19 protein-coding genes, 1 tRNA gene and 1 pseudogene are annotated in these 21,949 nt (G+C 58.6%); 13 read left to right on the forward strand and 8 right to left on the reverse strand.

Translation table 11 applies throughout. The annotated features are described in order from the left end of the window. The first annotated feature begins 21 nt into the window (after positions 1 to 21). A pseudogene (locus KP808_RS13705) lies at positions 22 to 1,112 on the forward strand (LacI family DNA-binding transcriptional regulator). Between the two features lie 6 nt (positions 1,113 to 1,118). Here KP808_RS13705 and KP808_RS13710 read toward each other — a convergent pair. Further along, complete coding sequence (locus KP808_RS13710; RefSeq protein ID WP_230016296.1) at positions 1,119 to 3,113, reverse strand: sigma-54 interaction domain-containing protein; 1,995 nt, start codon at positions 3,111 to 3,113, stop codon at positions 1,119 to 1,121. Between the two features lie 194 nt (positions 3,114 to 3,307). Here KP808_RS13710 and KP808_RS13715 point away from each other — a divergent pair, with 194 nt between their 5' ends. The 4 genes from KP808_RS13715 (at position 3,308) to KP808_RS25920 (ending at position 6,304) form a co-directional block, all read left to right on the forward strand. After that, on the forward strand, positions 3,308 to 4,330 hold the full coding sequence (locus KP808_RS13715) for a Gfo/Idh/MocA family oxidoreductase (RefSeq protein WP_230016297.1): 1,023 nt from the start codon (positions 3,308 to 3,310) through the stop codon (positions 4,328 to 4,330). Then, positions 4,327 to 5,115, forward strand: coding sequence for a TIM barrel protein (locus KP808_RS13720; protein ID WP_230016298.1), 789 nt, complete (start codon positions 4,327 to 4,329; stop codon positions 5,113 to 5,115). The genes KP808_RS13715 and KP808_RS13720 overlap by 4 nt, the downstream gene beginning before the upstream one ends. A gap of 92 nt (positions 5,116 to 5,207) precedes the next feature. Further along, positions 5,208 to 6,134: a sugar ABC transporter substrate-binding protein gene (locus KP808_RS13725; RefSeq protein ID WP_230016299.1), complete on the forward strand. Its 927-nt coding sequence runs from the start codon at positions 5,208 to 5,210 to the stop codon at positions 6,132 to 6,134. A gap of 47 nt (positions 6,135 to 6,181) precedes the next feature. Then, a complete protein-coding gene (locus KP808_RS25920) occupies positions 6,182 to 6,304 on the forward strand; it encodes a hypothetical protein (RefSeq protein WP_268257615.1) in 123 nt (40 codons plus the stop codon). Positions 6,305 to 6,617: 313 nt separating this feature from the next. On the opposite strand, the gene KP808_RS13730 is transcribed toward KP808_RS25920, so the two are convergent. From KP808_RS13730 to KP808_RS13750, 5 genes are all read right to left on the reverse strand, one after another. Then, positions 6,618 to 6,693 (reverse strand) — tRNA-Gly (locus KP808_RS13730). Between the two features lie 66 nt (positions 6,694 to 6,759). Next, positions 6,760 to 7,320 (reverse strand): CDP-diacylglycerol--glycerol-3-phosphate 3-phosphatidyltransferase, encoded by a 561-nt coding sequence (gene pgsA / locus KP808_RS13735; RefSeq protein ID WP_002553346.1) that lies wholly within the window; start codon positions 7,318 to 7,320, stop codon positions 6,760 to 6,762. 32 nt (positions 7,321 to 7,352) lie between these two features. Beyond that, on the reverse strand, positions 7,353 to 9,176 hold the full coding sequence (uvrC, locus tag KP808_RS13740) for an excinuclease ABC subunit UvrC (RefSeq protein ID WP_005732030.1): 1,824 nt from the start codon (positions 9,174 to 9,176) through the stop codon (positions 7,353 to 7,355). Positions 9,177 to 9,178: 2 nt separating this feature from the next. Further along, positions 9,179 to 9,823 (reverse strand): response regulator transcription factor GacA, encoded by a 645-nt coding sequence (gene gacA, locus KP808_RS13745; RefSeq protein WP_002553344.1) that lies wholly within the window; start codon positions 9,821 to 9,823, stop codon positions 9,179 to 9,181. A 178-nt stretch (positions 9,824 to 10,001) separates the two neighbouring features. Further along, positions 10,002 to 10,295, reverse strand: a complete 294-nt coding sequence (locus KP808_RS13750) for a helix-turn-helix domain-containing protein (RefSeq protein ID WP_005746418.1) — start codon at positions 10,293 to 10,295, stop codon at positions 10,002 to 10,004. Between the two features lie 129 nt (positions 10,296 to 10,424). On the opposite strand from KP808_RS13750, the gene KP808_RS13755 reads away from it, so the two are divergent. The 7 genes from KP808_RS13755 to KP808_RS13785 all read left to right on the forward strand — a co-directional run bounded on the left by KP808_RS13755 (position 10,425) and on the right by KP808_RS13785 (position 18,585). Then, a complete protein-coding gene (locus KP808_RS13755) occupies positions 10,425 to 10,661 on the forward strand; it encodes a DNA-binding protein (RefSeq protein WP_002553342.1) in 237 nt (78 codons plus the stop codon). Between the two features lie 708 nt (positions 10,662 to 11,369). Continuing rightward, positions 11,370 to 12,452 (forward strand): 3-deoxy-7-phosphoheptulonate synthase, encoded by a 1,083-nt coding sequence (locus KP808_RS13760; RefSeq protein ID WP_230016300.1) that lies wholly within the window; start codon positions 11,370 to 11,372, stop codon positions 12,450 to 12,452. Positions 12,453 to 12,533: 81 nt separating this feature from the next. Continuing rightward, complete coding sequence (locus KP808_RS13765; protein ID WP_230016301.1) at positions 12,534 to 12,815, forward strand: peptidylprolyl isomerase; 282 nt, start codon at positions 12,534 to 12,536, stop codon at positions 12,813 to 12,815. Positions 12,816 to 13,050: 235 nt separating this feature from the next. Beyond that, complete coding sequence (locus tag KP808_RS13770; RefSeq protein WP_230016302.1) at positions 13,051 to 14,919, forward strand: extracellular solute-binding protein; 1,869 nt, start codon at positions 13,051 to 13,053, stop codon at positions 14,917 to 14,919. Continuing rightward, complete coding sequence (locus KP808_RS13775; protein ID WP_058408116.1) at positions 14,920 to 15,984, forward strand: microcin C ABC transporter permease YejB; 1,065 nt, start codon at positions 14,920 to 14,922, stop codon at positions 15,982 to 15,984. Beyond that, positions 15,984 to 17,006: an ABC transporter permease gene (locus KP808_RS13780; RefSeq protein WP_058408117.1), complete on the forward strand. Its 1,023-nt coding sequence runs from the start codon at positions 15,984 to 15,986 to the stop codon at positions 17,004 to 17,006. Before KP808_RS13775 ends, KP808_RS13780 begins: the two co-directional genes overlap by 1 nt. A gap of 1 nt (position 17,007) precedes the next feature. After that, positions 17,008 to 18,585, forward strand: a complete 1,578-nt coding sequence (locus KP808_RS13785; RefSeq protein WP_230018879.1) for an ABC transporter ATP-binding protein — start codon at positions 17,008 to 17,010, stop codon at positions 18,583 to 18,585. Positions 18,586 to 18,633: 48 nt separating this feature from the next. On the opposite strand, the gene KP808_RS13790 is transcribed toward KP808_RS13785, so the two are convergent. Beyond that, a complete protein-coding gene (locus KP808_RS13790; RefSeq protein ID WP_230016303.1) occupies positions 18,634 to 19,803 on the reverse strand; it encodes a PilT/PilU family type 4a pilus ATPase in 1,170 nt (389 codons plus the stop codon). A 123-nt stretch (positions 19,804 to 19,926) separates the two neighbouring features. Here KP808_RS13790 and KP808_RS13795 point away from each other — a divergent pair, with 123 nt between their 5' ends. Then, complete coding sequence (locus KP808_RS13795; protein WP_002553334.1) at positions 19,927 to 20,202, forward strand: peptidylprolyl isomerase; 276 nt, start codon at positions 19,927 to 19,929, stop codon at positions 20,200 to 20,202. 74 nt (positions 20,203 to 20,276) lie between these two features. Here the strand turns inward: KP808_RS13795 and pgm are convergent, their stop codons facing one another. Further along, positions 20,277 to 21,923, reverse strand: coding sequence for a phosphoglucomutase (alpha-D-glucose-1,6-bisphosphate-dependent) (gene pgm, locus KP808_RS13800; RefSeq protein ID WP_230016304.1), 1,647 nt, complete (start codon positions 21,921 to 21,923; stop codon positions 20,277 to 20,279). Positions 21,924 to 21,949: the final 26 nt, after the last annotated feature.

The following is a 21,949-nucleotide window of genomic DNA, read 5'->3' on the forward strand; positions in this document are numbered from 1 at the left end:
AGCTATCATCGAGCATCTGCGGTGCTTGATAGTTTTCTATCAAGCCGCTTCAAGGGCATGTCATGAATAACAATAAGCGCCCCACCATCGCGACTGTTGCCGCGCAGGCAGGCTTGAGTGTCGCGACTGTCGATCGCGTGCTCAACGCCCGCGCTCCGGTAAACCCCGCTACCGCCGAGCAGGTGCTGAAGGCCGCGGAAGCAGTGGGTTATTTCGCCGCACGGCTGATTGCGCAGCGCATTGTCGAGCAACGTCCCACTTACCGTTTCGGCATTCTGTTGCTGAACACCGCCCAGGCGTTCTATGCCAACCTCGCTCAGGCCATTGGCCAGGCCGCGCAACGTCGTATCGGGGCCAATCTGACCTGCCAGTTCGAATACGTGACTGATCGCAGCCCGGCCGCCATCGTTGCCCAACTCGAACAACTGGCAGTGCAATGTGACGGCCTGGCGGTGGTCAGCTTCGCCCACCCGCTGATCAACGCTGCTCTTGAACAGATTCGCCAGGCTGGCGTCCCGGTGATAGCGCTGCTTTCAGACATTCATGAGAAGGCCGATGAGCCTTACGTCGGTCAGGACAATTATCAGGTCGGACGCACCATGGGCTGGCTGCTGGCACGTACCTGCGGTGCTCGCAAAGGCAGCATCGGCATTCTGCTCGGCGGCCATCGCTTTCTTGGCCATCAGGCGCGGGTTGAAGGGCTACACAGTTACCTGGCAGAACATGCGCCGGGGTTACGTCCTCTGGTGCCGCTGATCAACCTCGACAACTGTGATATCACCGAAGAGGCGAGCCTGGAATTGCTGGGCAATCATGACGATCTGCGCGGGCTGTGCGTGGTGGGCGGTGGTGGCGACGGCATCATCAGTGCCCTCGCGCAACTGCCCAGACGTCCAGCGCTGTGCTGCATTTTGCAGGAGTCCACCGAACTGTCGCGCCTCGCACTCGCGAACGGGCTGGTTGACGTGGTGATCGACTCCCAGCCTCTTCAAATTGCCGAGGCACTGGTAAATCTGCTGATCGAGTTGCAGACCGTCAACAGCTTCGATCCGCTCAGGCACCGGGTGTATGTACCGCTACAGATCGTAACCTCGGAGAATACCGACGCCTGACCGGCGTCAGAGCCCTCGAAAATCGGCGGCGTTCAAGCCGAATCGACTCATTTTGTTGTACAGCCCGCCGCGGGAAACGTTCAGCTGTCGAGCAGCGAGGCGAATGTTGCCTCGGGTGCTTTCGAGCGCCGCAATAATCGCGTGCATTTCGTGGGTGCCAAGGTCATGGGCCGCCAAAGGCACTGGCAGCCGGCCCGGCACCGCGGGGCCGCTGCGCTGCCTGATTTCAAGGGGCAGATCGGCGGGCTGGAGGAGCTCACCCGTGGCCAGATTGGTCGCGCGCTCAATGCTGTTTTCCAGCTCTCGCACGTTGCCCGGCCAGCTATAAGCCACCAGCAATTCCAGGGCTTGCGCAGAAAGCCCCAGCACTGACTTGCGCAATGAACGGGCACAACGATCAAGAAAATGTTGCGCCAGCAAGGCAATGTCTTCCCGACGCATACGCAGCGGCGGTACGGTCAGGTTGAGCACGTTGAGTCGGTAATACAGATCTTCACGAAAGGCGCCTTCGGCCACTGCCTGACTCAAGTTACGGTGAGTGGCGGCAATGATGCGTACATCCACTGGTCGCGAGCTTTTCGCACCGACCCGGGTCACTTCGCCCTCTTGCAACACCCGTAAAAGGCTGACCTGCGCGTCGAAGGACATGTCGCCGATCTCATCAAGAAAGATCGTGCCGCCATCGGCCAGTTCGAACTTGCCCGCCGACCCGCCTTTAGCCGAACCCGTGAATGCGCCCTCGACATGGCCGAACAGCTCGCTTTGCACCAGGTCCCGGGGAATCGCGCCACAGTTGACCGCTACAAAAGGCCCGCTATTGCGGTCACTCGCATTATGGATCGCCTGGGCGAACAACTCCTTGCCGGTGCCGCTTTCGCCAAGAATCAAGGTGGTGGAATCGCTGCGACTGGCGATCCGCCCGAAATGCACGGCATCTGCAATCGCCCGTGAACGGCCCTGAATGGTCTCGAACGTGTAACGGGCCTGAGTGCCGATAATTCGCCGGGTGATCTCCCGAATGCGCCGATTTTCTCGCAGCGACACCACGCGCCCGCCCTGCTCCAGTGGGCATACCGAAACCAGACAGGACAACTGGCTGAAATCATGCAGTTCAAAGGTGCAGTCCAGGTCCCGCAGCCCTTCACCGATACGCGCCAGAATCTGCTCGTTCAAATCACTGCGCCCCAGACGCTGGAACGGGCTGCCCAGCAAATCCAGGCCGACCCGAAAAAGCTGCCGGGCATAGCGATTGAGCGCTTTTATACAGCCTCGTTCGTCCAGTACCACCAAACCTTCGTTGAGCACTTCGAGAACGGTTTGCTGTTCTTCCAGCAGCGCCTGCAAGGCCATTTGCCGCGAGACGGCCTCGGCCGCCGCCTGGACAGTGCCGAGCGTATGAAAATGGAACCAGCCAGGTTCTGCGGTCAGGGTCAGCATCGCCAGGGTCTTGCCTTGGGCATTGCGAATGGGCGCCGCAGCGCAATGCATCCGCCGCTGACGAAGGCCTGTACCGAAGTTTTCCTCTGCCAGTACATACACCAGGGAATCTTCAGCCAGGGCCAGCCCGGTGCAGTTGGTGCCCTGCACCGACTCCAGCAAGCGCGTACCTACCGGCGTCAGATCCAGCCCGCAAAAATACAGTGTGGTGCCATCAGCATCGGTGAGGTTGATATGGCCTCTCGGGTTATAGGCAAGCAAGCCGCGCATCACTTGAGCTGCTGCGGCAATCAAAACCCGATTGGCCGTCAGAGTAGCCGCAAGGTGTTGAGGGTCGACAAACCGGTAGTCGCTGTCTTCCGGGTTCACGCCGCCTGCGATGCTGCGTCCCCAGGAATCCCAAATAACCTTCCTGACCGTCGCCGGGCGCTCGTCAACGCCACTCAGGCGCGCCCGCCAGGCCTGTTCCAGTTCAGGTATGGGACCGCTGTTGAGTGCAACCGTACCCAATGCTGTGAGGTAACCGAGGTCTTGCACGCTAAAGGTCGCAAACTGTGAGGGCATTGATGTATCCATGTTCATATAGTCGACATGTCAGTATAGACATGTCATTAAAATGAACATTGTTTGGCTAAAAATTATTAATAACACTTTAAAACCAATAGCTTAATTTGTGGCATAGCCTTTGCTCTTCCCCCTTTTACCCGGCGCGCTTACAGCCGGGAAATAATCGAACAACAATTAAAAAGGGTTATTTCATGAGCAAAAAAATTCTCCGCCTTGGTCTGATCGGTGCCGGTCGCATGGGCAGCTTCCACGGCCAGACCGCTGCCTACCACATTCCCGGTGCCTGCCTTGCAGCCATCGCCGACCCCACTCCCGGCCAAGCGTCGCGTCTGGCCGCAGAGTTAGGGGTAGATCGGGTCTACACCGACCCGCAGCAATTGCTGGACGACCCAGACCTGGATGGCGTGCTGATCGCTGCCCCCGCGCGCAGCCACGCAGAATTGGTCATCAGCGCGGCGCGGGCCGGCAAGGGCGTTTTTTGCGAGAAACCCATGGCGATCACTCTCGAGGAAGCCGACCGCGCTATCGCTGCGGCCGCCGATGCCGGCGTGCCCTTGCAAGTCGGTTTCAACCGTCGCTTCGCCAAAAGCTTTCGTACGGCTCATCTGAACGTGGTTGAGGGGCGTATAGGTACACCGCAACTGTTGCGCTCGTTAACCCGAGATCCTGCGCTGAACAATCCGGCAGCCTCGCCGCAATGGGTGATCTTTCTTGAAACGCTGATTCATGACTTCGATACCCTGCGCTACCTGAACCCCGGTGCCGAGGCAGTCAGCGTGTTCGTCATGGCTGATGCGCTGATTGCACCGGATTACAAGAACAATGGGTTTCTGGACACAGCGGTGGTGATGATCCGTTTCGACAACGGTGCCATTGCCACCGCTGAAGCCAGCTTTCAGGCGGTCTACGGTTACGACGTCCGGGGCGAGGTCTTCGGCAGTGCCGGCATGTTGACTATGGGCAACGTCAGTGAATCTGATCTGACCCGTTATCTGGCCAATGGCATACAGGCCGACTCCCAACGACTGGACACCGACCTGCTGCGTGACGCCTACATCGCCGAACTCAATCATTTTGCCGACTGCCTGCGTACCGGGGCCAAACCCCTGGCCAGTGGCGAAGATGCCCGAGCGGCGCTGGCCATTGCCCGCGCCTGCATCGAGTCGTTCCAGCAAGGCCGGCCGGTGGCGGTGTCACGAGGAGTCTGCGCATGAGCTCCATACCATTCACATTAGCGGTCAGCGCCGAGATGGTGTTCCTGGATTTACCCTTCACCGAGCGTGTCAGGCGTATTCACGAGCTGGGCTTCAGCGCCGAAATATGGAGCTGGGCCAATAAGGACATCGCAGCGCTGGCTGCCACAGGGGCGAATTTCACCTCCATGACTGGCTACACCCACGGCAATCTGACCGACGCCGACGCAATCCGGCACCTGCTGGACAGCGCACGCGAATCCCTCGCGGTTGCAGCCCGGCTCAATTGCCCGAGCCTGAACCTGCATGGCACGGGCCTTGACGACAAAGGTCTGCCCGTCAATCCGGTGGCTCATGTCAATGGACGCATGTGGCTGAGCGCTTGCAAAACGCTGGAAAAACTCGCTCGCCTTGGCGAAGAGGCCGGCCGGGTATTCTTGCTGGAAAACCTGAATACCGAGGTCGACCACCCCGGCACCCCGTTCGCTCGCGCTGAAGACACATTGGCTCTTATAGAGGCCGTGGACAGCCCGCACCTGAAAATGAACCTGGACCTTTATCACGCGCAAATCGGCGAAGGAAACCTGATCGAACTCATCCATCGCTCAGGCAGCGCCATAGGAGAAATCCAGGTCGCCGACGTCCCCGGTCGCCAGGAGCCCGGTACGGGTGAAATTCATTATCCCGCCATTGCCAGAGCGTTGTTCGATATGGGCTATACGGGTGTCGTCGGGCTTGAAGGCTGGGCCAGCGGCAACAGCGAAGCAGCACTGGAACGCTTCAAAAAAGCCTTCACCCTGGATTGAGGAACACCTGAGCAAGTTCTCGTGAAAAGCGCTGTAAACGTTCATGGCAGATTTTGGTGAACGTCACACATAACAACAAAAGGAAACTTCTCATGCCCTTCTGCAAACTGTTTATCGCCCTGCTGTTACTGGTTTCCAACCAATGGGCTGCCGCGAGCTATCGAATTGGCGTCACGATCGCCAGAGTCGACGACAACTTCATGACCTATGTGCGCAGCGGCCTGGAAGAAGCTGCCAGAAAAGAGAATGTCCAGCTCCAGTTCGAGGACGCTCAAGGCGATGTCGTTCGCCAGATCAATCAGGTTCAGGGCTTTCTCAGCCAGAAAGTGGATGCGGTTATCGTCTTGCCGGTGGACACCGCCGCCACGGCAAATATGACCCGCGCAGCGGTCGAGGCAAAGATGCCGCTTGTCTACGTCAACCGTCACCCGGATGAGCGCGTCTTGCCCAAGGGCGTTACCACCGTGGCGTCCAACGATATTGAGGCAGGACAATTGCAGATGCGCTATCTGGCAGAAAAGATGGGAGGCAAAGGTACTATCGCGCTCATCATGGGTGACCTGGCGCAGAACTCGACACACGACCGTAGCGAAGGTGTCAAACAGGTACTCAAGGACTATCCGGGCATAAAGATCGTCGAGCAGCAAACAGCAGAATGGCAACGTAACAAAGGCATGGACTTGACCAGTAACTGGCTACTGGCGGGCAGAACCTTTGATGCCATCGTGGCCAATAACGACGAGATGGCCATCGGCTCTGCCATGGCGCTGCAGCAGGCGGGCAAGGCGAAGGGGGAAGTTGCAATTGTAGGCATTGACGGCTTGCCTGATGGCCTGGCGGCAATCAAACGTGGAATGCTGGCAGCCTCGGTGTTTCAAGACCCGAAGGCCCAGGCGACCACAGCTCTGCAATCGGCCATAAAAATGATCAAAGGCGAGCCGGTCGACGCTGAAGTCTGGGTGCCCTTTCAACTCATTACACCGGAGCAGGTAGCGGTGTTCGAGCAACATTATAAATAGTAGTCGGGAAGGCGAGTATCGAATGGTGGGATGGACGCCCTGACCAGATGAGTTTCGAAGTTCAGAGGCAACGCATGGCATGGGCTGCCAAGCCGGGTATCGACACTGGCGTAGAAGGTGTGCGCTGGGTACAGTCTGCCAATAACGATGCCGCCTGGGTGAACTACTAAAGCACTGACTGCCGGGTTTCTTACCCGGCAGGATGGCTGCCCTGCCGGCGATTCAACCGACAGTGGCTTCCTTGCCGAAGTCTTCGTAGGTGCGCAGCGGGTGCCCGATAATGGCCTCCAGCCGGTCTACTGTTCCTTCGACTGCTTGAGGTGGCGACGGCTATATGGCTTCGGACGCCAGAACTGCTTCAGACAATCAGAAGTACATCACAAGAAAGTAAACCCGGGATATTTAACGCAAAAACGAAAAAAGACGCCTAAGCGTCTTTTTTGTTAATCCCATATGCCTCTTGTGCATACATGGATTTAGATTTGGAGCGGGAAACGAGACTCGAACTCGCGACCCCGACCTTGGCAAGGTCGTGCTCTACCAACTGAGCTATTCCCGCATTGTCTTGATGACGGGCGCTATTCTAGCGTTTCAGAAAGCTGCGTCAACCCCTTGATTCAAAAACTTATTTTTTTTCTGCCGTAGTCTTGAGGTGCGGCCATGCGGCTCTGAGGTATTGCACCATCGACCACAGGGTCAGCCCCGCTGCAACGAGCAGCAATGCGTAGCCGAGAATCACCCAGATCGTGATCGCAGGCGGGTTACCCAGCAGAATAACCAGCGCGAGCATTTGCGCCGCGGTTTTCCATTTGCCCATATTGGAAACGGCAACCTGCGCACGCGCGCCGATTTCCGCCATCCACTCGCGGAGTGCAGAAATCACGATTTCGCGACCGATGATCACCGCTGCGGGCAGCGTCAGCCACAGATTGGCATGCGCCTGAACCAGCAGCACCAATGCCACGGCCACCATCAGTTTGTCTGCTACCGGGTCGAGAAAGGCGCCAAAAGGCGTACTTTGTTCAAGACGGCGGGCCAGATACCCGTCGAGCCAGTCGGTCGCCGCAGCGAACGCAAAGACTGCACTGGCGGCCATGTAGCTCCAGTGATAAGGCATGTAGAACAGCAAAATGAAGATCGGAATCAATAAAACGCGTAGTACGGTGATCAGATTAGGGATATTCATCGGCACAACTGGCTACGAGGTGAGCGGGCATTCTACTCGCTGTGCAGGTTTGCATAAATCGACTCTGCCAGCTTTTTACTGATTCCGGGTGCTTTTGCGATTTCATCGATGCTGGCACGGGACAATTCCTGTAATCCGCCGAAATGTTTGAGCAGGTCACGACGCCGGGTCGGCCCGACGCCTGCAACGCCTTCAAGGGTCGAGGTGCGCCGGGTCTTGCCGCGCCGCGCGCGGTGACCGGTGATTGCGAAGCGGTGAGCCTCGTCGCGAATCTGCTGAATAAGGTGCAACGCCGGAGAATCGCCGGGCAGCGTGAATTCATGTGCTGCGTCGTTCAAGTAAAGGGTTTCAAAGCCCGCCTTGCGCGTGGTGCCCTTGGCGACACCGAGCAGAATCAGATCAGGCACCTGCAATTCATTGAGCACATCACGGGCCATGGACATCTGGCCCTTGCCGCCGTCCACCAGCAGCACATCCGGCAACTTGCCCTCCCCGGCCTTGATGCGGCTGTAACGTCGGGTCAAGGCCTGGTGCATGGCGGCATAGTCGTCGCCCGCCGTCACGCCTTCGATATTGAAACGCCGGTAATCGGACTTGATCGGGCCTTCCGGACCGAACACCACACAGGACGCTACGGTCGCCTCACCACTGGAGTGGCTGATGTCGTAGCATTCGAGGCGCATTGGCGGATCTTCAAGCCCCAGCACCTTGGCCAGCGCTTCGAACCGCGACGCAACATGCTGACGGTTGGCCAGCCGCGCAGTCAGTGCCTGCTCGGCATTGGTGACCGCCATTTGCTGCCAGCGCGCCCGGGTGCCGCGCACGCGATGACTGATAACCATCTCGACGCCGCGCAGTTCTTCGACGGCGTCGACGAACGCAGGGAAATCGTCGTTGATGACATTGACGATGACTTCGCCGGGCAGCTCACGGTCGATGCCGCCGAGGAAATACTGAGCCAGGAATGCCGACATCACTTCGCCGACCTCCTCTTCTATGCCGACCTGCGGGAAGAAGTTCTTGCTGCCCAGCACCCGCCCGCCCCGCACGCTGATCAGGTGCACGCAGGCACCGCCAGGGTTGACGAACGCGGCGACCACATCGACATCGCCGGTACCGCCGTCCATGCTTTGCTGATCTTGGACGCGGCGCAACAAGGCGACCTGATCGCGCAACTCGGCTGCGCGTTCGAAGTCGAGCGCCATCGCGGCTTTTTCCATGGAGGCGTTCAGTTCGTCACTCAGGGCATTGCTGCGTCCCTCGAGAAACATCACCGAGTGACGTACGTCCTCGGCATACACCTCAGGCTCGACCAGCCCGACACACGGCCCTTTGCAACGTTTGATCTGGTATTGCAGGCAAGGACGTGTGCGGTTCTTGAAGTAGCTGTCCTCGCACTGCCGCACCTGAAAGGTCTTCTGCAGCAGGCTAAGGCTCTCGCGAATCGCGCCGGCACTCGGGTAAGGCCCGAAATAACGGCCCTTGGCCTTTTTGGCTCCCCGATGAATACTCAGTCGCGGGTAGTTACCATCGGACAGAAACACATAGGGATAGGACTTATCGTCACGCAGCAGAATGTTGTAGGGCGGCCGCCACTCCTTGATGAGGGTCTGCTCCAGCAACAGCGCTTCAGTTTCGTTGCCCGTGATGGTCGTTTCAATCTGGGCGATGCGCGACACCAGCGCTCCGGTCTTTGGCGCGTGTCCGGTCTTGCGAAAATAGCTGGCAAGACGCTTCTTGAGGTTCTTGGCCTTGCCGACGTAAAGCAGTGTGGCTTCGGCGTCGAACATACGGTAGACGCCGGGACGACCGCTACAGGTCGCGAGAAATGCACTTGGATCGAAAGTCTGGGTCATGTTCAGGCGCTGGCATCAACCATGCCGTGACGTACAGCGAGCAAAGCCAGTTCAACATCACTGCTGATCGAGAGCTTTTCAAAGATACGGTATCGGTAGGTATTAACGGTTTTCGGTGACAGGCACAGCTTGTCCGAGATGGTCTGGACTTTCTGGCAGCCGACAATCATCAGGGCAATCTGGATTTCACGCTCGGAAAGCAGATCGAACGGCGAATTGTTGACCTGCGGCTGAAACGACTTCAAGGCCAGCTGCTGGGCAATCTGCGGGCTGATGTAACGCTGACCGGCAAACACCAAGCGAATGGCCTGGACCATTTCGGCAAGCCCCGCACCCTTGGTCATGTAGCCGGCAGCACCTGCCTGCAGCAAACGGGTCGGAAACGGGTCTTCTTCACAGACAGTGACTGCGACGACCTTGATATCAGGGTGGCTGCGCAGCATCTTGCGCGTCGCCTCCAGCCCACCGATGCCCGGCATCTTGACGTCCATGAGTACAACATCAGGCTTGAGCTCGCGCGCCTTCTTCAGTGATTCCTCGCCGGAATCAGCCTGCCCGACAACCTGCAGACCGTCTATGTCGGCCAGCATGCGTGTGATGCCTGTCCGGACAAGATCATGGTCATCGACAACTAGCACCTTAATCAAGCAGACACCTCGCGCAACGGTCATAACGAATGCCAATCACCATAACAAAAACAATGAGTCAGACCTAGCACTGCTAACTCAGACTCTCGACAACTTGACGGTGGGTGCTTCGAGAACGACAAAAAAAACCCGCAGGCCGCAGGAAAGCAGGCTGCATGTCCGCCTCGCAATGCTTACCCTAAGGAAGCTTTTCAGGAGCGGAAAGCTCGGCAATGGTCGTCGTCAAACGCCTGATCGCATCCTGATCATCCTTGGCCAACACCCGGTAATTACCCAGAATCTTTTCTTCGATCACACTGAGGTTGTCAATCGGCACCGGCGTGCGCGCTCCCGTCAGCACATAGAGCACATCCACACCTTTGGCCGCCACCGCAGCCAGGTAATCGGCCTTGGGCGCGCGATCACCATTTTCATACTTTCCCTGGGCGTTAGCCTCAACTCCCCCTATTTCACCGAAGGTACGCTGAGACATGCTCAGACGCTCTCGTTCTTTTCTCAGCCGACAACCGATTCCACTCATTTGAATCTATGATCCTGTTAAAGCCATCCTAACGAATGTTAGAATCCCGCGGAATTGAATAGATTTGAACGGTTTTGAACTATGCCCGGAATACGCACCGCCGCACAAGCCAAGGCCTGGCTCGAACAACAGGGAAAATCTGTTCAGGAATTCGCTCGGGAAAACAGCATTGATCCGGCGACCACTTACCAGGTGCTGGCAGGCCGCAAGAAAGGCAGGCGCGGTGAAGCGCATAAGGTAGCCGTATTGCTGGGCATGAAGATCGGGACGATCCCGAACATGCAAACCCCGCAGGAAGAAGTAATGGGTGAAGAGTAGCTGATCCTGCCGGAGACTGCAGGCGCAATATCAATATGTAGAAGCCTGGCCGCACCATAGCCTGCCGCCAGGTAACTGTCATCAGCCGTTGAGCGGTTTACCCCTCGCCCTCTGGACCACCACGTCAATGCTCGTAGCCATTGATAATCCTGGTGATTGAATTTTCCAATTGAATGCGCCGCCGCTCCTGAAGTAAGCTTCGGAGCAATCAACGGAGACCCACCATGCTGCAATCCACTTCATCACTGCTTAAAGCGGCCACCGGCATTTCCTGCCGTGCATGCGCTGTGGCTGTGCGGGTTGCCTCGGTGAATGCTCCTGTTCAGCTCAACTCTTATTATGGGTATTGGTTTAGCCACTGGCGCGCCTGATACCCATCCGGCGCCCACTTCAAGGGGACGCCAACCAGAGAATTCTCTACCCCCGGTCGGCTTCCCGACCGGGGGTTTTGTTTTTTCAGGGTCAGGTATTTTCAACCCTTCCTAAATATCACGCTGCACATTGAGGACTACGACATGAACTACGCCACTTATTACCGCAACGACATCGACTTCGCCTGGCGATTTAGCCATCTCCGTTCGGGACAGCCTGCCGCCTCCGTTCGGTCACTGCCAGGTGGCAACCACAAACGCCCGGCCAATACGGCCCTTTGTCGAACACCCCAGTAGGTCTGCGCGGTACTGCACCGCCAGCCCAGGAAGCCAGAATATGAATTCGTCCGTTGCCGTAAAACCGTCCGACCTGTCCAGCCATGCCGTTACGCTGGCAGACAACAGCCCCGCCTCGAAACGCCTGCCCGGCACGCTTGAACTGAAAATGCGCCTGCCACTGAATGCAGCGCTGACCGAGCAGGTTGCTGCCCATCGCCGCGCCGTACGCGCCATCCTTGAAGGTGAAGACTCGCGACTGCTCGTTATCGTGGGTCCCTGCTCGATCCATGACCCGCAATCTGCTCGTGAATACGCCGAGCGACTGGCCGGCCTTGCGGCACAAGTCAGTGATCAGATGCTGCTGGTGATGCGCGCCTACGTCGAAAAACCGCGCACGACAGTGGGCTGGAAAGGCCTGGCGTACGATCCCCATCTGGACGGCAGTGACGATATGGCTGAAGGCCTGGCGCTGTCGCGACAATTGATGCGTGACATGCTGGAAATGGGCCTGCCGATTGCCACCGAGATACTGCAACCCATGGCCGCGGGCTATTTCGATGACCTGCTCAGTTGGGTCGCGATCGGCGCACGTACCACCGAGTCGCAAATCCATCGGGAAATGGCCAGCGGGCTGCCCATGGCAGTCGGCTTCAAGAATGGCACTGACGGTGGCGTCGCGGTGGCCAGCGATGCAATGCGTTCAGCGGCGCATCCGCATCGCCACTTCGGCATGGACGGTCACGGTCATCCGGCAATCATCCAGACGCAGGGCAATCCGGACACTCACATTGTGCTGCGCGGCGGCCACAGCGGCCCCAACTACGATGGCCAGAGTGTCGCTCGGGTGCAGGCCAGCCTGACCAAAAACAATATCGCATCGCGAATCATGGTCGATTGCAGCCACGCCAACAGTGGCAAGGACCCGTCACGCCAGCCCCACGTCTTTAACGATGTTCTTGAACAGCGCCTGGCCGGCAATACCTCACTGATCGGCATGATGATCGAGAGCCACCTGTTCGACGGCTGCCAGGCATTGGGCGGGACGCTGCAGTACGGCGTTTCGGTCACCGATGGCTGCCTTGGCTGGGAAGGCACAGAACAGCTATTGCGTCGCGCGGTTGACCGTCTGCGTTACAGATAAACAGAGCGAAGGAACTTTGTCGGGAAATACCGCACTGAATCCGGTAGGCTGTTTCTTTTTTTTCACAGGAGATTATTCCCCATGGCTAAAGCCACTGCCCGCCACATCCTTGTTTCGAGCGAAGAAAAATGCAACGAACTCAAGACTCAGATCGAAGGCGGCGCTGATTTCGCTGAAATCGCCAAGGCCAACTCCAGCTGCCCATCCAGCCGTCAGGGTGGTGATCTGGGTTCGTTCGGTCCAGGCCAGATGGTCAAGGAATTCGACACCGTCGTGTTCAGTGCACCAGTGAACACCGTTCAGGGGCCGGTAAAGACTCAGTTCGGTTACCACCTGCTGGAAGTGACCAGCCGCCAGGACTGATCCTGCTGCGCCGCATGCCAGACGGCTCATCTTCGGATGGGCCGTTTTTGTATGTGGTCGTTTTCAACAGCGCAGTGGCCCAGCCTGCGCGCAGTGGCTTGGCGAAGCGGCCATTTGTCTGTAGAAGATAGCGCGATGCAGAGGCATGAGCGCTGCCGGGATTTTCGCCATACCTTTACAGTTAGTCGCCTTTAACCCTGACATTCGCTTGCGAACGTCAGTCAGGATTCGAGTCATGCGTTTTGTTTTTTCATCGTTGCTCGCCTTGACGCTGACCTTCGTTGGCGTTGTTCAATCGCTGTCTGCAGCACCACAACACGCACTGACCGTTTACGGCGAGGCCCCGCGCTACCCTGCCGACTTCAAACACTTCGACTACGTGAACCCGGACGCCCCGAAAGGCGGCAGCATGCGCCGCTCTGCCATTGAAATAGGTCAGTTCGATCACTTGATGCCGTTTACCGACAAGGGCATGGGGGTCTCGCAGATCAATGGCCTGCTCTATGCCCCTCTGGCCATACGCTCTATGGATGAGCCTTATACGGTCTACGGACTTGTCGCCGAGAAAATGGAGCGTGGCGCGGATGCCCTCTCCCTGCGCTTTTACCTGAACCCCAAGGCACGTTTCGCGGACGGCACACCGATTACCGCCAACGACGTGAAGTACACCTACGAGCTGCTGATGACGCAGGGCAACCTGCAATACCGAACCCAGTTTGAAGCGGTCCAGGGCCTGGAGGTCGAATCGCCTTCGCAAATCCGCTTCGACTTCAAGAACAGCGATAACCGCACCCTGCCCCTTGATCTGGCTTCGCTGCCGGTATTCCCCGAGCACTGGTGGAAATCCCGAGACTTCGCCAGTGGCGCGGGGTTTGAAGTTCCTCCGGGCAGCGGGCCTTACACCATCATCCATGTCGACCCGGGGCGCACCATCACCTTTAAACGCGACCCAGGCTGGTGGGGCAAAGACCTGCCGGTCAGCAAAGGCCTGTACAACTTCGACACCTTCAGCATCGAGTATTTCGGCGACATCGATGTAGCACGCACCGTACTCAAGGGCGGGGCCTACGATTACAATCGCGAGTTTTCCGCGACTGGCTATGCAATCCGCTATGACGGCCCGGCAATCAATGACGGTCGCTTGCAGAAGGCCCAACTGGCCAAGGGTGCGGTGCAAAGCTCGCAGGGCTTCGTATTCAACCTGAGCCGACCGATGTTCCAGGACCGCCGCGTGCGCCAGGCGCTGTCGTTGCTCTGGGACTTTGAATGGACCAACCGGCAGATGATGCGCAACATGTACATTCGCCAGGACAGCTTCTTCTCCAACTCGGAGCTGGCTGCCAGCGAGCTGCCGACTCCCGCCGAACTGAAAATCCTTGAGCCGCTGCGTGGCAGGGTCCCTGACCAGGTGTTCGACAGCGTGTTCAAGGCGCCAAAAACCGATGGCACAGGCTTCATTCGCGACAAGCAACTGCAAGCACTCGCGCTGATGAAAGAAGCTGGCTGGACGCCCAAGGGCGATGAATTGGTGAATGCCCAGGGCGAACCGTTCAGCTTTACCTTTCTCAATGCACAAACAGGTTTCGAGCGAATGCTGCTGCCCTACAAACGCACCCTGGCGCAGATCGGTATCCACTTCGACATTCGCCGCATCGATTCCGCGCAATACCTCAACCGGGTAATGGCCCGCGATTACGACATGATTGTCACCGGCTACCCGGTTTCTACCTCGCCGGGGGCCGAGTTGTACAACAGCTTTGGCTCGAAAGTAGCGATGGACCCAGGCTCCAGCAATTACATGGCACTTCAGGACCCCGCCGTCGACACCCTGATTGCAGGGCTGCTCAAGGCCGACAACAAGCAGACCATGACCGACTATGCACATTGCCTGGACCGGGTACTGCAATGGAATTACTACTGGATTCCCAATTATTACCCGCCCGGCTCTTCCACCGTCTGGTGGAACCGTTTCGGCATTCCGAAAATCCAGGCCAGCAACAATGAAGCCATCGAAACATGGTGGGAAATCAGCCCGACGCCATTGACCAACGAGCAGTTCGCTGAAAAACGCGGTGCTTCAGCCATCGTTTCGGAGATGCACTGAATGCTCGGCTATATTTTGCGTCGCCTGCTGCTGATCATCCCTACCCTGCTGTGTATTTTGCTGGTCAACTTTTTCATCGTGCAGGCCGCGCCGGGCGGCCCTGTCGAACAGGCCATTGCACGCTTGCAGGGAATTGGCGGTGCGACCGTGGGCGCGGGTGCGAGCGAGTCGGCCGGTGCCGGACACTCTCGAGCGTCCCGAGGACTGGACCCAGTACTGATCAAGCAGATCGAACGTCAATATGGTTTCGACAAACCCTTGCATGAGCGGCTCTGGCTGATGCTGAAGAGTTACGCCCGACTGGATTTCGGCAACAGCTTCTTTCGCGGCGCTACGGTAACCGACCTTATTCTGCAAAAAATGCCGGTCTCCATATCATTGGGCCTCTGGGCGACGCTGCTGACGTACCTGGTATCCATCCCGCTGGGGATTCGCAAAGCGGTCAAACATGGCAGTCAGTTCGATATCTGGAGCAGCACCGCGATCATCATCGGTTACGCCACGCCAGCCTTCCTGTTCGCCATGCTGCTGGTGGTGGTGTTCTGCGGTGGCACGTCGCTGAACTGGTTTCCGGTGCGCGGGCTGGTCTCGGACAACTTCGAGCAACTGAGCACCGTCGGCAAGATCGCTGACTATTTCTGGCATCTGGTGTTGCCTGTTTCAGCGCTGGTGATTGGCGGTTTTGCCACACTGACCCTGCTGACCAAACATTCCTTTCTCAACGAAATAACCCGTCAGTATGTGACTACCGCCCGCGCCAAGGGCATGAGCGAGCGGCGCGTGCTCTATGGCCATGTGTTCCGCAATGCCATGTTGCTGGTCGTGTCGGGTATTCCGCAGGCGTTCATCAGCGTGTTCTTTGCCGGTTCGCTGCTGATCGAAGTGATCTTCTCGCTGGATGGCCTGGGCCGCATGAGCTATGAAGCGGCCGTTTCGCGGGATTATCCGGTGGTGTTCGGCTCGCTGTTCATCTTTACCGTTTTCGGCCTGCTGATAAAACTGATTGGCGATGTCTGCTACACGCTGGTTGACCCCCGAATCGACTTCAGCGCGAGGAATGCATGATGCGTAGCCTCTCGCCGCTGGCCCGTCGCCGCCTAGAGCGCTTTCGCAGCAATCGCCGGGGCTGGTGGTCGCTGTGGCTGTTCTGCGCGCTGTTTGCCCTGACTCTGGGCGGTGAGCTGATCGCCAATGACAAACCACTGATGGTCAGTTACCAGCACTCGCTCTACTTTCCGGTGTTCAAGCGCTACACCGAGCAACAATTTGGCGGCGAACTGCCCTTCCAGCCGGATTACCGCAGCGACTACGTACGTCAGCTGATTACCAAGGGCGACGGCTGGATGCTGTTTCCGCCAGTCCCGTTCAGTGACGACACGCCCAACTATGAATTGACTACCCCGGCCCCCAGCCCGCCCTCAGCGAACAACTGGCTCGGCACCGATGATCAGGCGCGCGATGTACTGGCGCGGGTCATTTTCGGCGCTCGGGTGTCGATCCTGTTTGCGCTGGTCCTGACCTTCATCAGCGCGCTGATTGGCATCACCGCTGGCGCGTTGCAAGGCTATTACGGCGGCTGGGTAGACTTGCTCGGCCAACGTCTGCTGGAGGTCTGGTCCGGCTTGCCTGTGCTGTACCTGCTGATCATCCTGTCAGGCTTCGTCGAACCCGATTTCTGGTGGCTGCTGGGCATCATGGCGCTGTTTTCCTGGTTGACGCTGGTCGACGTCGTGCGCGCCGAGTTCCTCCGTGGCCGCAACCTGGAGTACGTCAAGGCAGCGCGTGCACTGGGCCTGGGGGACCGGACGATAATCATGCGTCACATCCTGCCCAATGCGATGACTGCGACGCTGAGCTATCTGCCGTTCATCCTGACCGGTGCCATTTCGACCCTGACCGCGCTGGATTTCCTGGGTTTCGGCATGCCAGCAGGCAGCGCGTCACTGGGCGAGCTGATCGCCCAGGGCAAGCAGAACCTGCAGGCACCCTGGCTGGGCCTGACAGCGTTCTTCTCCCTCGCGTTGATCCTGACGCTGCTGGTATTCATAGGCGAGGCGCTGCGTGATGCCTTCGACCCGAGGTCCTGACATGTCGGAAAACCTGATCGAAATCCGCGACCTGAGCGTTGCGTTCAGCGGGCAAAAGGTCGTCAGCAACCTGAGCCTGGACGTGCGCCGCGGTGAATGCCTGGCATTGGTGGGTGAATCTGGCTCCGGCAAGTCCGTTACTGCCCATTCGATCCTGCAACTGCTGCCGTGCAACGGCACGCTGACCACCGGCAGCATCACCTACCGGGGTCAACAACTGGTGGGTGCCGACCAGCGCACCCTGCGCGAGCTGCGTGGCAACCGCATTGCGATGATTTTCCAGGAACCGATGACCTCGCTGAACCCGCTGCACAGCGTGGCCCGCCAGATAGGCGAGACGCTGCTGCTGCATCGCGGCATCAGTGGCCGTGAAGCGCAGAAACGCATTGTCGAACTGCTGGAACTGGTCGGCATTCAGCAACCGGAAAAACGCCTGAAAGCCTACCCGCACGAACTCTCCGGAGGCCAACGCCAGCGGGTGATGATTGCCATGGCGCTGGCGTGCGAACCGGAACTGCTGATTGCCGACGAACCGACCACTGCGTTGGACGTCACCGTGCAACGCAAGATCCTCTTGCTGCTCAAGGAGCTGCAGCAGCGCCTGGACATGTCGCTGCTGTTGATCAGTCATGATCTCAATCTGGTTCATAGTGTGGCGCAGCGCGTCTGCGTGATGCGTGCCGGCGAGATCGTCGAGCAGTCCGATTGCAAGTCGCTGTTCAAATCGCCACAGCACCCTTACAGCCGTCTGCTGCTCGACGCCGAACCTGCGGGCGAGCCGCTGCCACGCGACACGCGGGAAACGGTCCTGCAGGTCGACAACCTGAAAGTCTGGTTCTCCCTGACCGGCGGCATTCTGCGGCGGCACAAGGAGTACCTCAAGGCGGTGGATGACATCAGCCTGAGTATCGAGCGCGGCAAGACCCTCGGTATCGTTGGTGAGTCGGGTTCCGGCAAGTCGACACTGGGCCAGGCGATCCTGCGCCTGCTGGAATCACGCGGCGGTATCCGCTTCCGCGGGCAGGCGCTGGACGGCTTGAGCCAGAAACAGATGCGCCCGTGGCGCAAAGAGATGCAAGTGGTCTTTCAAGACCCTTACGGCAGCCTCAGCCCGCGCATGTCAGTGGCGCAGATCATCAGTGAGGGCCTGGAGGTACACAGCCAGTACAACCCGGCGAAATGCGATGCAGAGGTCATTCGGGCACTGGAAGAAGTCGGCATCGACCCGCAGAGCCGGCATCGCTACCCCCATGAGTTTTCCGGCGGTCAACGTCAGCGTATCGCCATTGCGCGGGCGCTGGTGCTGAAACCAGCGCTGATTCTGCTCGACGAGCCTACCTCGGCGCTGGACCGCACCGTGCAGAAACAAATCGTCGCACTGCTGCGCGAGCTTCAGGAAAAGCACGGCCTGACGTACCTGTTCATCAGTCATGACCTGGCGGTGGTCAAGGCCCTCGCCCATGATGTCATCGTGGTAAAGGACGGCAAGGTTGTCGAACGCGGCGCCAGCCATGATGTGTTCGACTCACCGCAGCACTCCTACACACAGGAATTGCTGGCGGCGGCGCGCCCTGAATAATCTGGTCCACAACGAAGCTTCTGCCCGGAGCGCAGGAGCTTCACCGATTTACGCCTGCGGCCCCGGCGCGTCGTCATCGACCAGCCCCCACTCGGCGGTACTTGCCGTGCTGCTGCCGGTCGGGGCCGGGGGCGGCGTCGTCAGGCTGGCGACTCCGCCTTCACTGTGCAGTTTGAGGCGCAGACGCACGTTGTTCTGCGAGTCGGCATTCTTCAGCGCCTCCTCCTCGCTGATCGCCCCCTCGACGGCCAGATTGAACAACGCCGTGTCGAAGGTCTGCATACCGAGGCTGCCGGATTTCTCCATGATGCCCTTGAGCTCGGTCAGTTCGTTGCGCTGAATCAGGTCGCGAATGGTCGGCGTGCCCATCATCACTTCCACCGCTGCACGGCGTTTGCCGTCCGGGGTTCTGACCAGTCGCTGGGAGACGAACGCCTTGAGGTTGTTGCCCAGGTCATGCAGCAACTGCGCACGACGCTCTTCCGGGAAGAAGTTGATGATCCGGTCCAGCGCCTGGTTGGCGTTGTTGGCATGCAGGGTGGAGATCGCCAAGTGGCCGGTGTCGGCAAACGCCAGCGCATGCTCCATGGTCTCGCGATCACGAATTTCGCCGATCAGAATCACATCCGGAGCCTGACGTAACGTGTTCTTCAGCGCCGCGCGGAAGCTTCGGGTATCGACCCCCACTTCGCGCTGGTTGACGATGGACTTCTTGTGCCGATGGATAAATTCGACCGGGTCTTCAATGGTGATGATATGGCCGCTGGCGTTGCGATTGCGGTAATCGATCAGCGCCGCCAGCGAGGTCGATTTGCCCGAACCGGTGGCACCGACGAACAACACCAGACCGTGCTTTTCCATGATCACGTCGAGCAGTACGGGTGGCAGGAACAGGTCCTCGAAACGCGGAATATCCAGCTTGATATTCCGCGCGACGATGGACACCTCGTTACGCTGCATGAAGATGTTGATCCGGAACCGGCCGATGCCCGCCAGCGAAACGGCAAGGTTCATCTCCAGTTCGCGCAGGAATTCGAGCTTCTGCTCCTCGTCCATCAGCCCCTGGGCAATCAACGCCACCTCGCCAGGCTTGAGGGTTTCACTGCCCAGCGGCTTGAGCACGCCGTTGAACTTGGCGCACGGCGGCGCTCCGGTGGAAAGATACAGGTCCGATCCGTCCTGACTGGCCAGAATCTTCAACAGCGCCGGAAAATCCATAATCAATACCGTACAAAATGAAGTAAAAAGACGACGACCGTCATGACGGCACGCGTGACGCGCGGGCGTCGATCAGCAAGTGCAGGCATAATGGCAGCCTTTTGCAGCAGGTGATATTGCGACATGAAAGCCCAAGCCCGCCATATTCTGGTGAAGACCGCCGAAGAGGCCGAACAGCTCAAGCTGCGCATTGCCAAGGGTGAGGCGTTTGACGTGCTGGCTAAAAAGCATTCTAGCTGCCCGTCCGGCAAACGTGGCGGCGATCTGGGCGAAGTCCGGCCAGGGCAAATGGTCGGTGCCATCGATCAGGTGATCTTCAAGAAGCCGCTACGCGTGGTGCACGGCCCGATCAAAAGCAAATTCGGTTATCACCTGGTGCAGGTCTTCTATCGCGACTGAACCACAGGTCAAAAGCTGAAAAACCCCGAACCGGGTCAGGTTCGAGGTTTTTCGGGCGTTGACCAGAGCGGTGATTACTTCGGCGAAATCGCCCCGTCCACCAGCACTTGAGCTTCTGCTACCAGGCGCTTGAGGTGATCTTCGCTGACAAAACTCTCGGCGTAGATCTTGTAGATGTCCTCGGTGCCTGAAGGGCGTGCCGCAAACCAGCCGTTTTCGGTCATGACTTTCACGCCACCGAACGCCTGATCATTACCCGGTGCGTTGCTAAGCACCTTCTGAATCGGCTCACCCGCCAGCTCGGTGGAAGTCACCTGCTCTGGCGACAGCTTGCTCAGCAGCGCCTTCTGCTGCGGGTTGGCCTTGGCGTCGACGCGGGTCGAGAACGGCTCGCCCAGCTCGTCGGTCATGGTCTTGTACGTTTCGCTCGGGTCACGACCGGTACGGGCAGTCATTTCCGCAGCCAGCAAGGCCGGAATCAGACCGTCCTTGTCAGTGGTCCAGACCGTACCGTCGCGGCGCAGGAACGAGGCACCAGCGCTTTCTTCACCGCCAAAGCCCAGCGAACCCTCGAACAGGCCCTCCGCGAAATACTTGAAGCCGACCGGCACTTCGTACAGGCGTCGGCCCAGGCGCGCAGCCACACGATCAATCATGCCGCTGCTGACCACGGTCTTGCCGACCGCTGCATCGGCGCGCCACTCGGGACGGTTCTGGAACAGGTAGTCGATGGACACCGCCAGGTAGCTGTTGGGCGTCATCAGGCCACCGCTCGGAGTCACGATGCCGTGGCGGTCGTGGTCCGGATCACAGGCAAATGCCACCTGATAACGGTCCTTGAGACCGATCAGGCTCTGCATGGCATGGCTGGAAGACGGGTCCATACGAATCTGGCCGTCCCAGTCAACGGTCATGAAACGGAACGTAGGGTCGACAAATTTATTGACCACATCCAGATTCAGGCCGTAATGCTCGCCAATCGCCGACCAGTAGTTCACCCCGGCCCCACCCAGCGGGTCGACACCGAGACGCAGGCCCGAATCGCGAATAGCGTCCAGATCGATGACGTTCTTCAGGTCGGCTACGTAAGTGTTGACGTAATCATGGCGGTGAGTGGTGTCGGCACACAGCGCTTTTTCATGGCTGATGCGTGAAACGCCAGTGACTTTCCCGGCCAGCAGTTCGTTGGCCTTGTTCTCGATCCACTTGGTGATATCACTGTCAGCCGGGCCGCCATTGGGCGGGTTGTACTTGAAGCCACCGCTTTGCGGCGGGTTGTGCGACGGCGTAATGACGATGCCATCAGCCAGCCCCGAAGTACGGCCACGGTTGTAACAGATAATGGCGTGAGACACGGCAGGGGTTGGCGTGTATTCATCGCCTTGCGAGATCATCACCTCAACGCCGTTGGCGGCCAGCACTTCAAGAGCAGTGGCGGCGGCTGGCGTGGACAGCGCATGGGTATCAGCCCCAAGGAACAAAGGGCCGTCGATGCCATTTGCCTTACGGTACAGGCAGATCGCCTGGCTGATAGCCAACACGTGCCACTCGTTGAAGCCCAGATCGAACGACGTGCCACGGTGCCCGGAAGTGCCGAACGCAACGCGTTGAGTGGGCACCGATGCATCAGGCTGACCGGTGTAGTAAGCCGTGACCAGTCTCGGAATATCGACCAGTAACTGCGCAGGTGCCAGCTTGCCGGCGAAAGGACTGAGACTCATACAACCTCCACGAAGAAATGAAATAC

This window comes from Pseudomonas savastanoi (genome assembly GCF_020917325.1).
Taxonomy (GTDB): domain Bacteria; phylum Pseudomonadota; class Gammaproteobacteria; order Pseudomonadales; family Pseudomonadaceae; genus Aquipseudomonas; species Aquipseudomonas amygdali.

Bases quoted from the DNA above. Each gene is read 5' to 3' on its own strand.
- KP808_RS13790 (WP_230016303.1), bottom strand. From the start codon at position 19,803: ATGGATTTTCCGGCGCTGTTGAAGATTCTGGCCAGTCAGGACGGATCG.
- KP808_RS13750 (WP_005746418.1), bottom strand. From the start codon at position 10,295: ATGTCTCAGCGTACCTTCGGTGAAATAGGGGGAGTTGAGGCTAACGCC.
- KP808_RS13770 (WP_230016302.1), top strand. From the start codon at position 13,051: ATGCGTTTTGTTTTTTCATCGTTGCTCGCCTTGACGCTGACCTTCGTT.
- KP808_RS13795 (WP_002553334.1), top strand. From the start codon at position 19,927: ATGAAAGCCCAAGCCCGCCATATTCTGGTGAAGACCGCCGAAGAGGCC.
- KP808_RS13720 (WP_230016298.1), top strand. From the start codon at position 4,327: ATGAGCTCCATACCATTCACATTAGCGGTCAGCGCCGAGATGGTGTTC.
- KP808_RS13765 (WP_230016301.1), top strand. From the start codon at position 12,534: ATGGCTAAAGCCACTGCCCGCCACATCCTTGTTTCGAGCGAAGAAAAA.
- KP808_RS13725 (WP_230016299.1), top strand. From the start codon at position 5,208: ATGCCCTTCTGCAAACTGTTTATCGCCCTGCTGTTACTGGTTTCCAAC.
- KP808_RS13755 (WP_002553342.1), top strand. From the start codon at position 10,425: ATGCCCGGAATACGCACCGCCGCACAAGCCAAGGCCTGGCTCGAACAA.
- KP808_RS13715 (WP_230016297.1), top strand. From the start codon at position 3,308: ATGAGCAAAAAAATTCTCCGCCTTGGTCTGATCGGTGCCGGTCGCATG.
- KP808_RS25920 (WP_268257615.1), top strand. From the start codon at position 6,182: ATGAGTTTCGAAGTTCAGAGGCAACGCATGGCATGGGCTGCCAAGCCG.
- pgm (WP_230016304.1), bottom strand. From the start codon at position 21,923: ATGAGTCTCAGTCCTTTCGCCGGCAAGCTGGCACCTGCGCAGTTACTG.
- uvrC (WP_005732030.1), bottom strand. From the start codon at position 9,176: ATGACCCAGACTTTCGATCCAAGTGCATTTCTCGCGACCTGTAGCGGT.
- KP808_RS13785 (WP_230018879.1), top strand. From the start codon at position 17,008: ATGTCGGAAAACCTGATCGAAATCCGCGACCTGAGCGTTGCGTTCAGC.
- pgsA (WP_002553346.1), bottom strand. From the start codon at position 7,320: ATGAATATCCCTAATCTGATCACCGTACTACGCGTTTTATTGATTCCG.
- KP808_RS13760 (WP_230016300.1), top strand. From the start codon at position 11,370: ATGAATTCGTCCGTTGCCGTAAAACCGTCCGACCTGTCCAGCCATGCC.
- KP808_RS13775 (WP_058408116.1), top strand. From the start codon at position 14,920: ATGCTCGGCTATATTTTGCGTCGCCTGCTGCTGATCATCCCTACCCTG.
- KP808_RS13710 (WP_230016296.1), bottom strand. From the start codon at position 3,113: ATGCCCTCACAGTTTGCGACCTTTAGCGTGCAAGACCTCGGTTACCTC.
- KP808_RS13780 (WP_058408117.1), top strand. From the start codon at position 15,984: ATGCGTAGCCTCTCGCCGCTGGCCCGTCGCCGCCTAGAGCGCTTTCGC.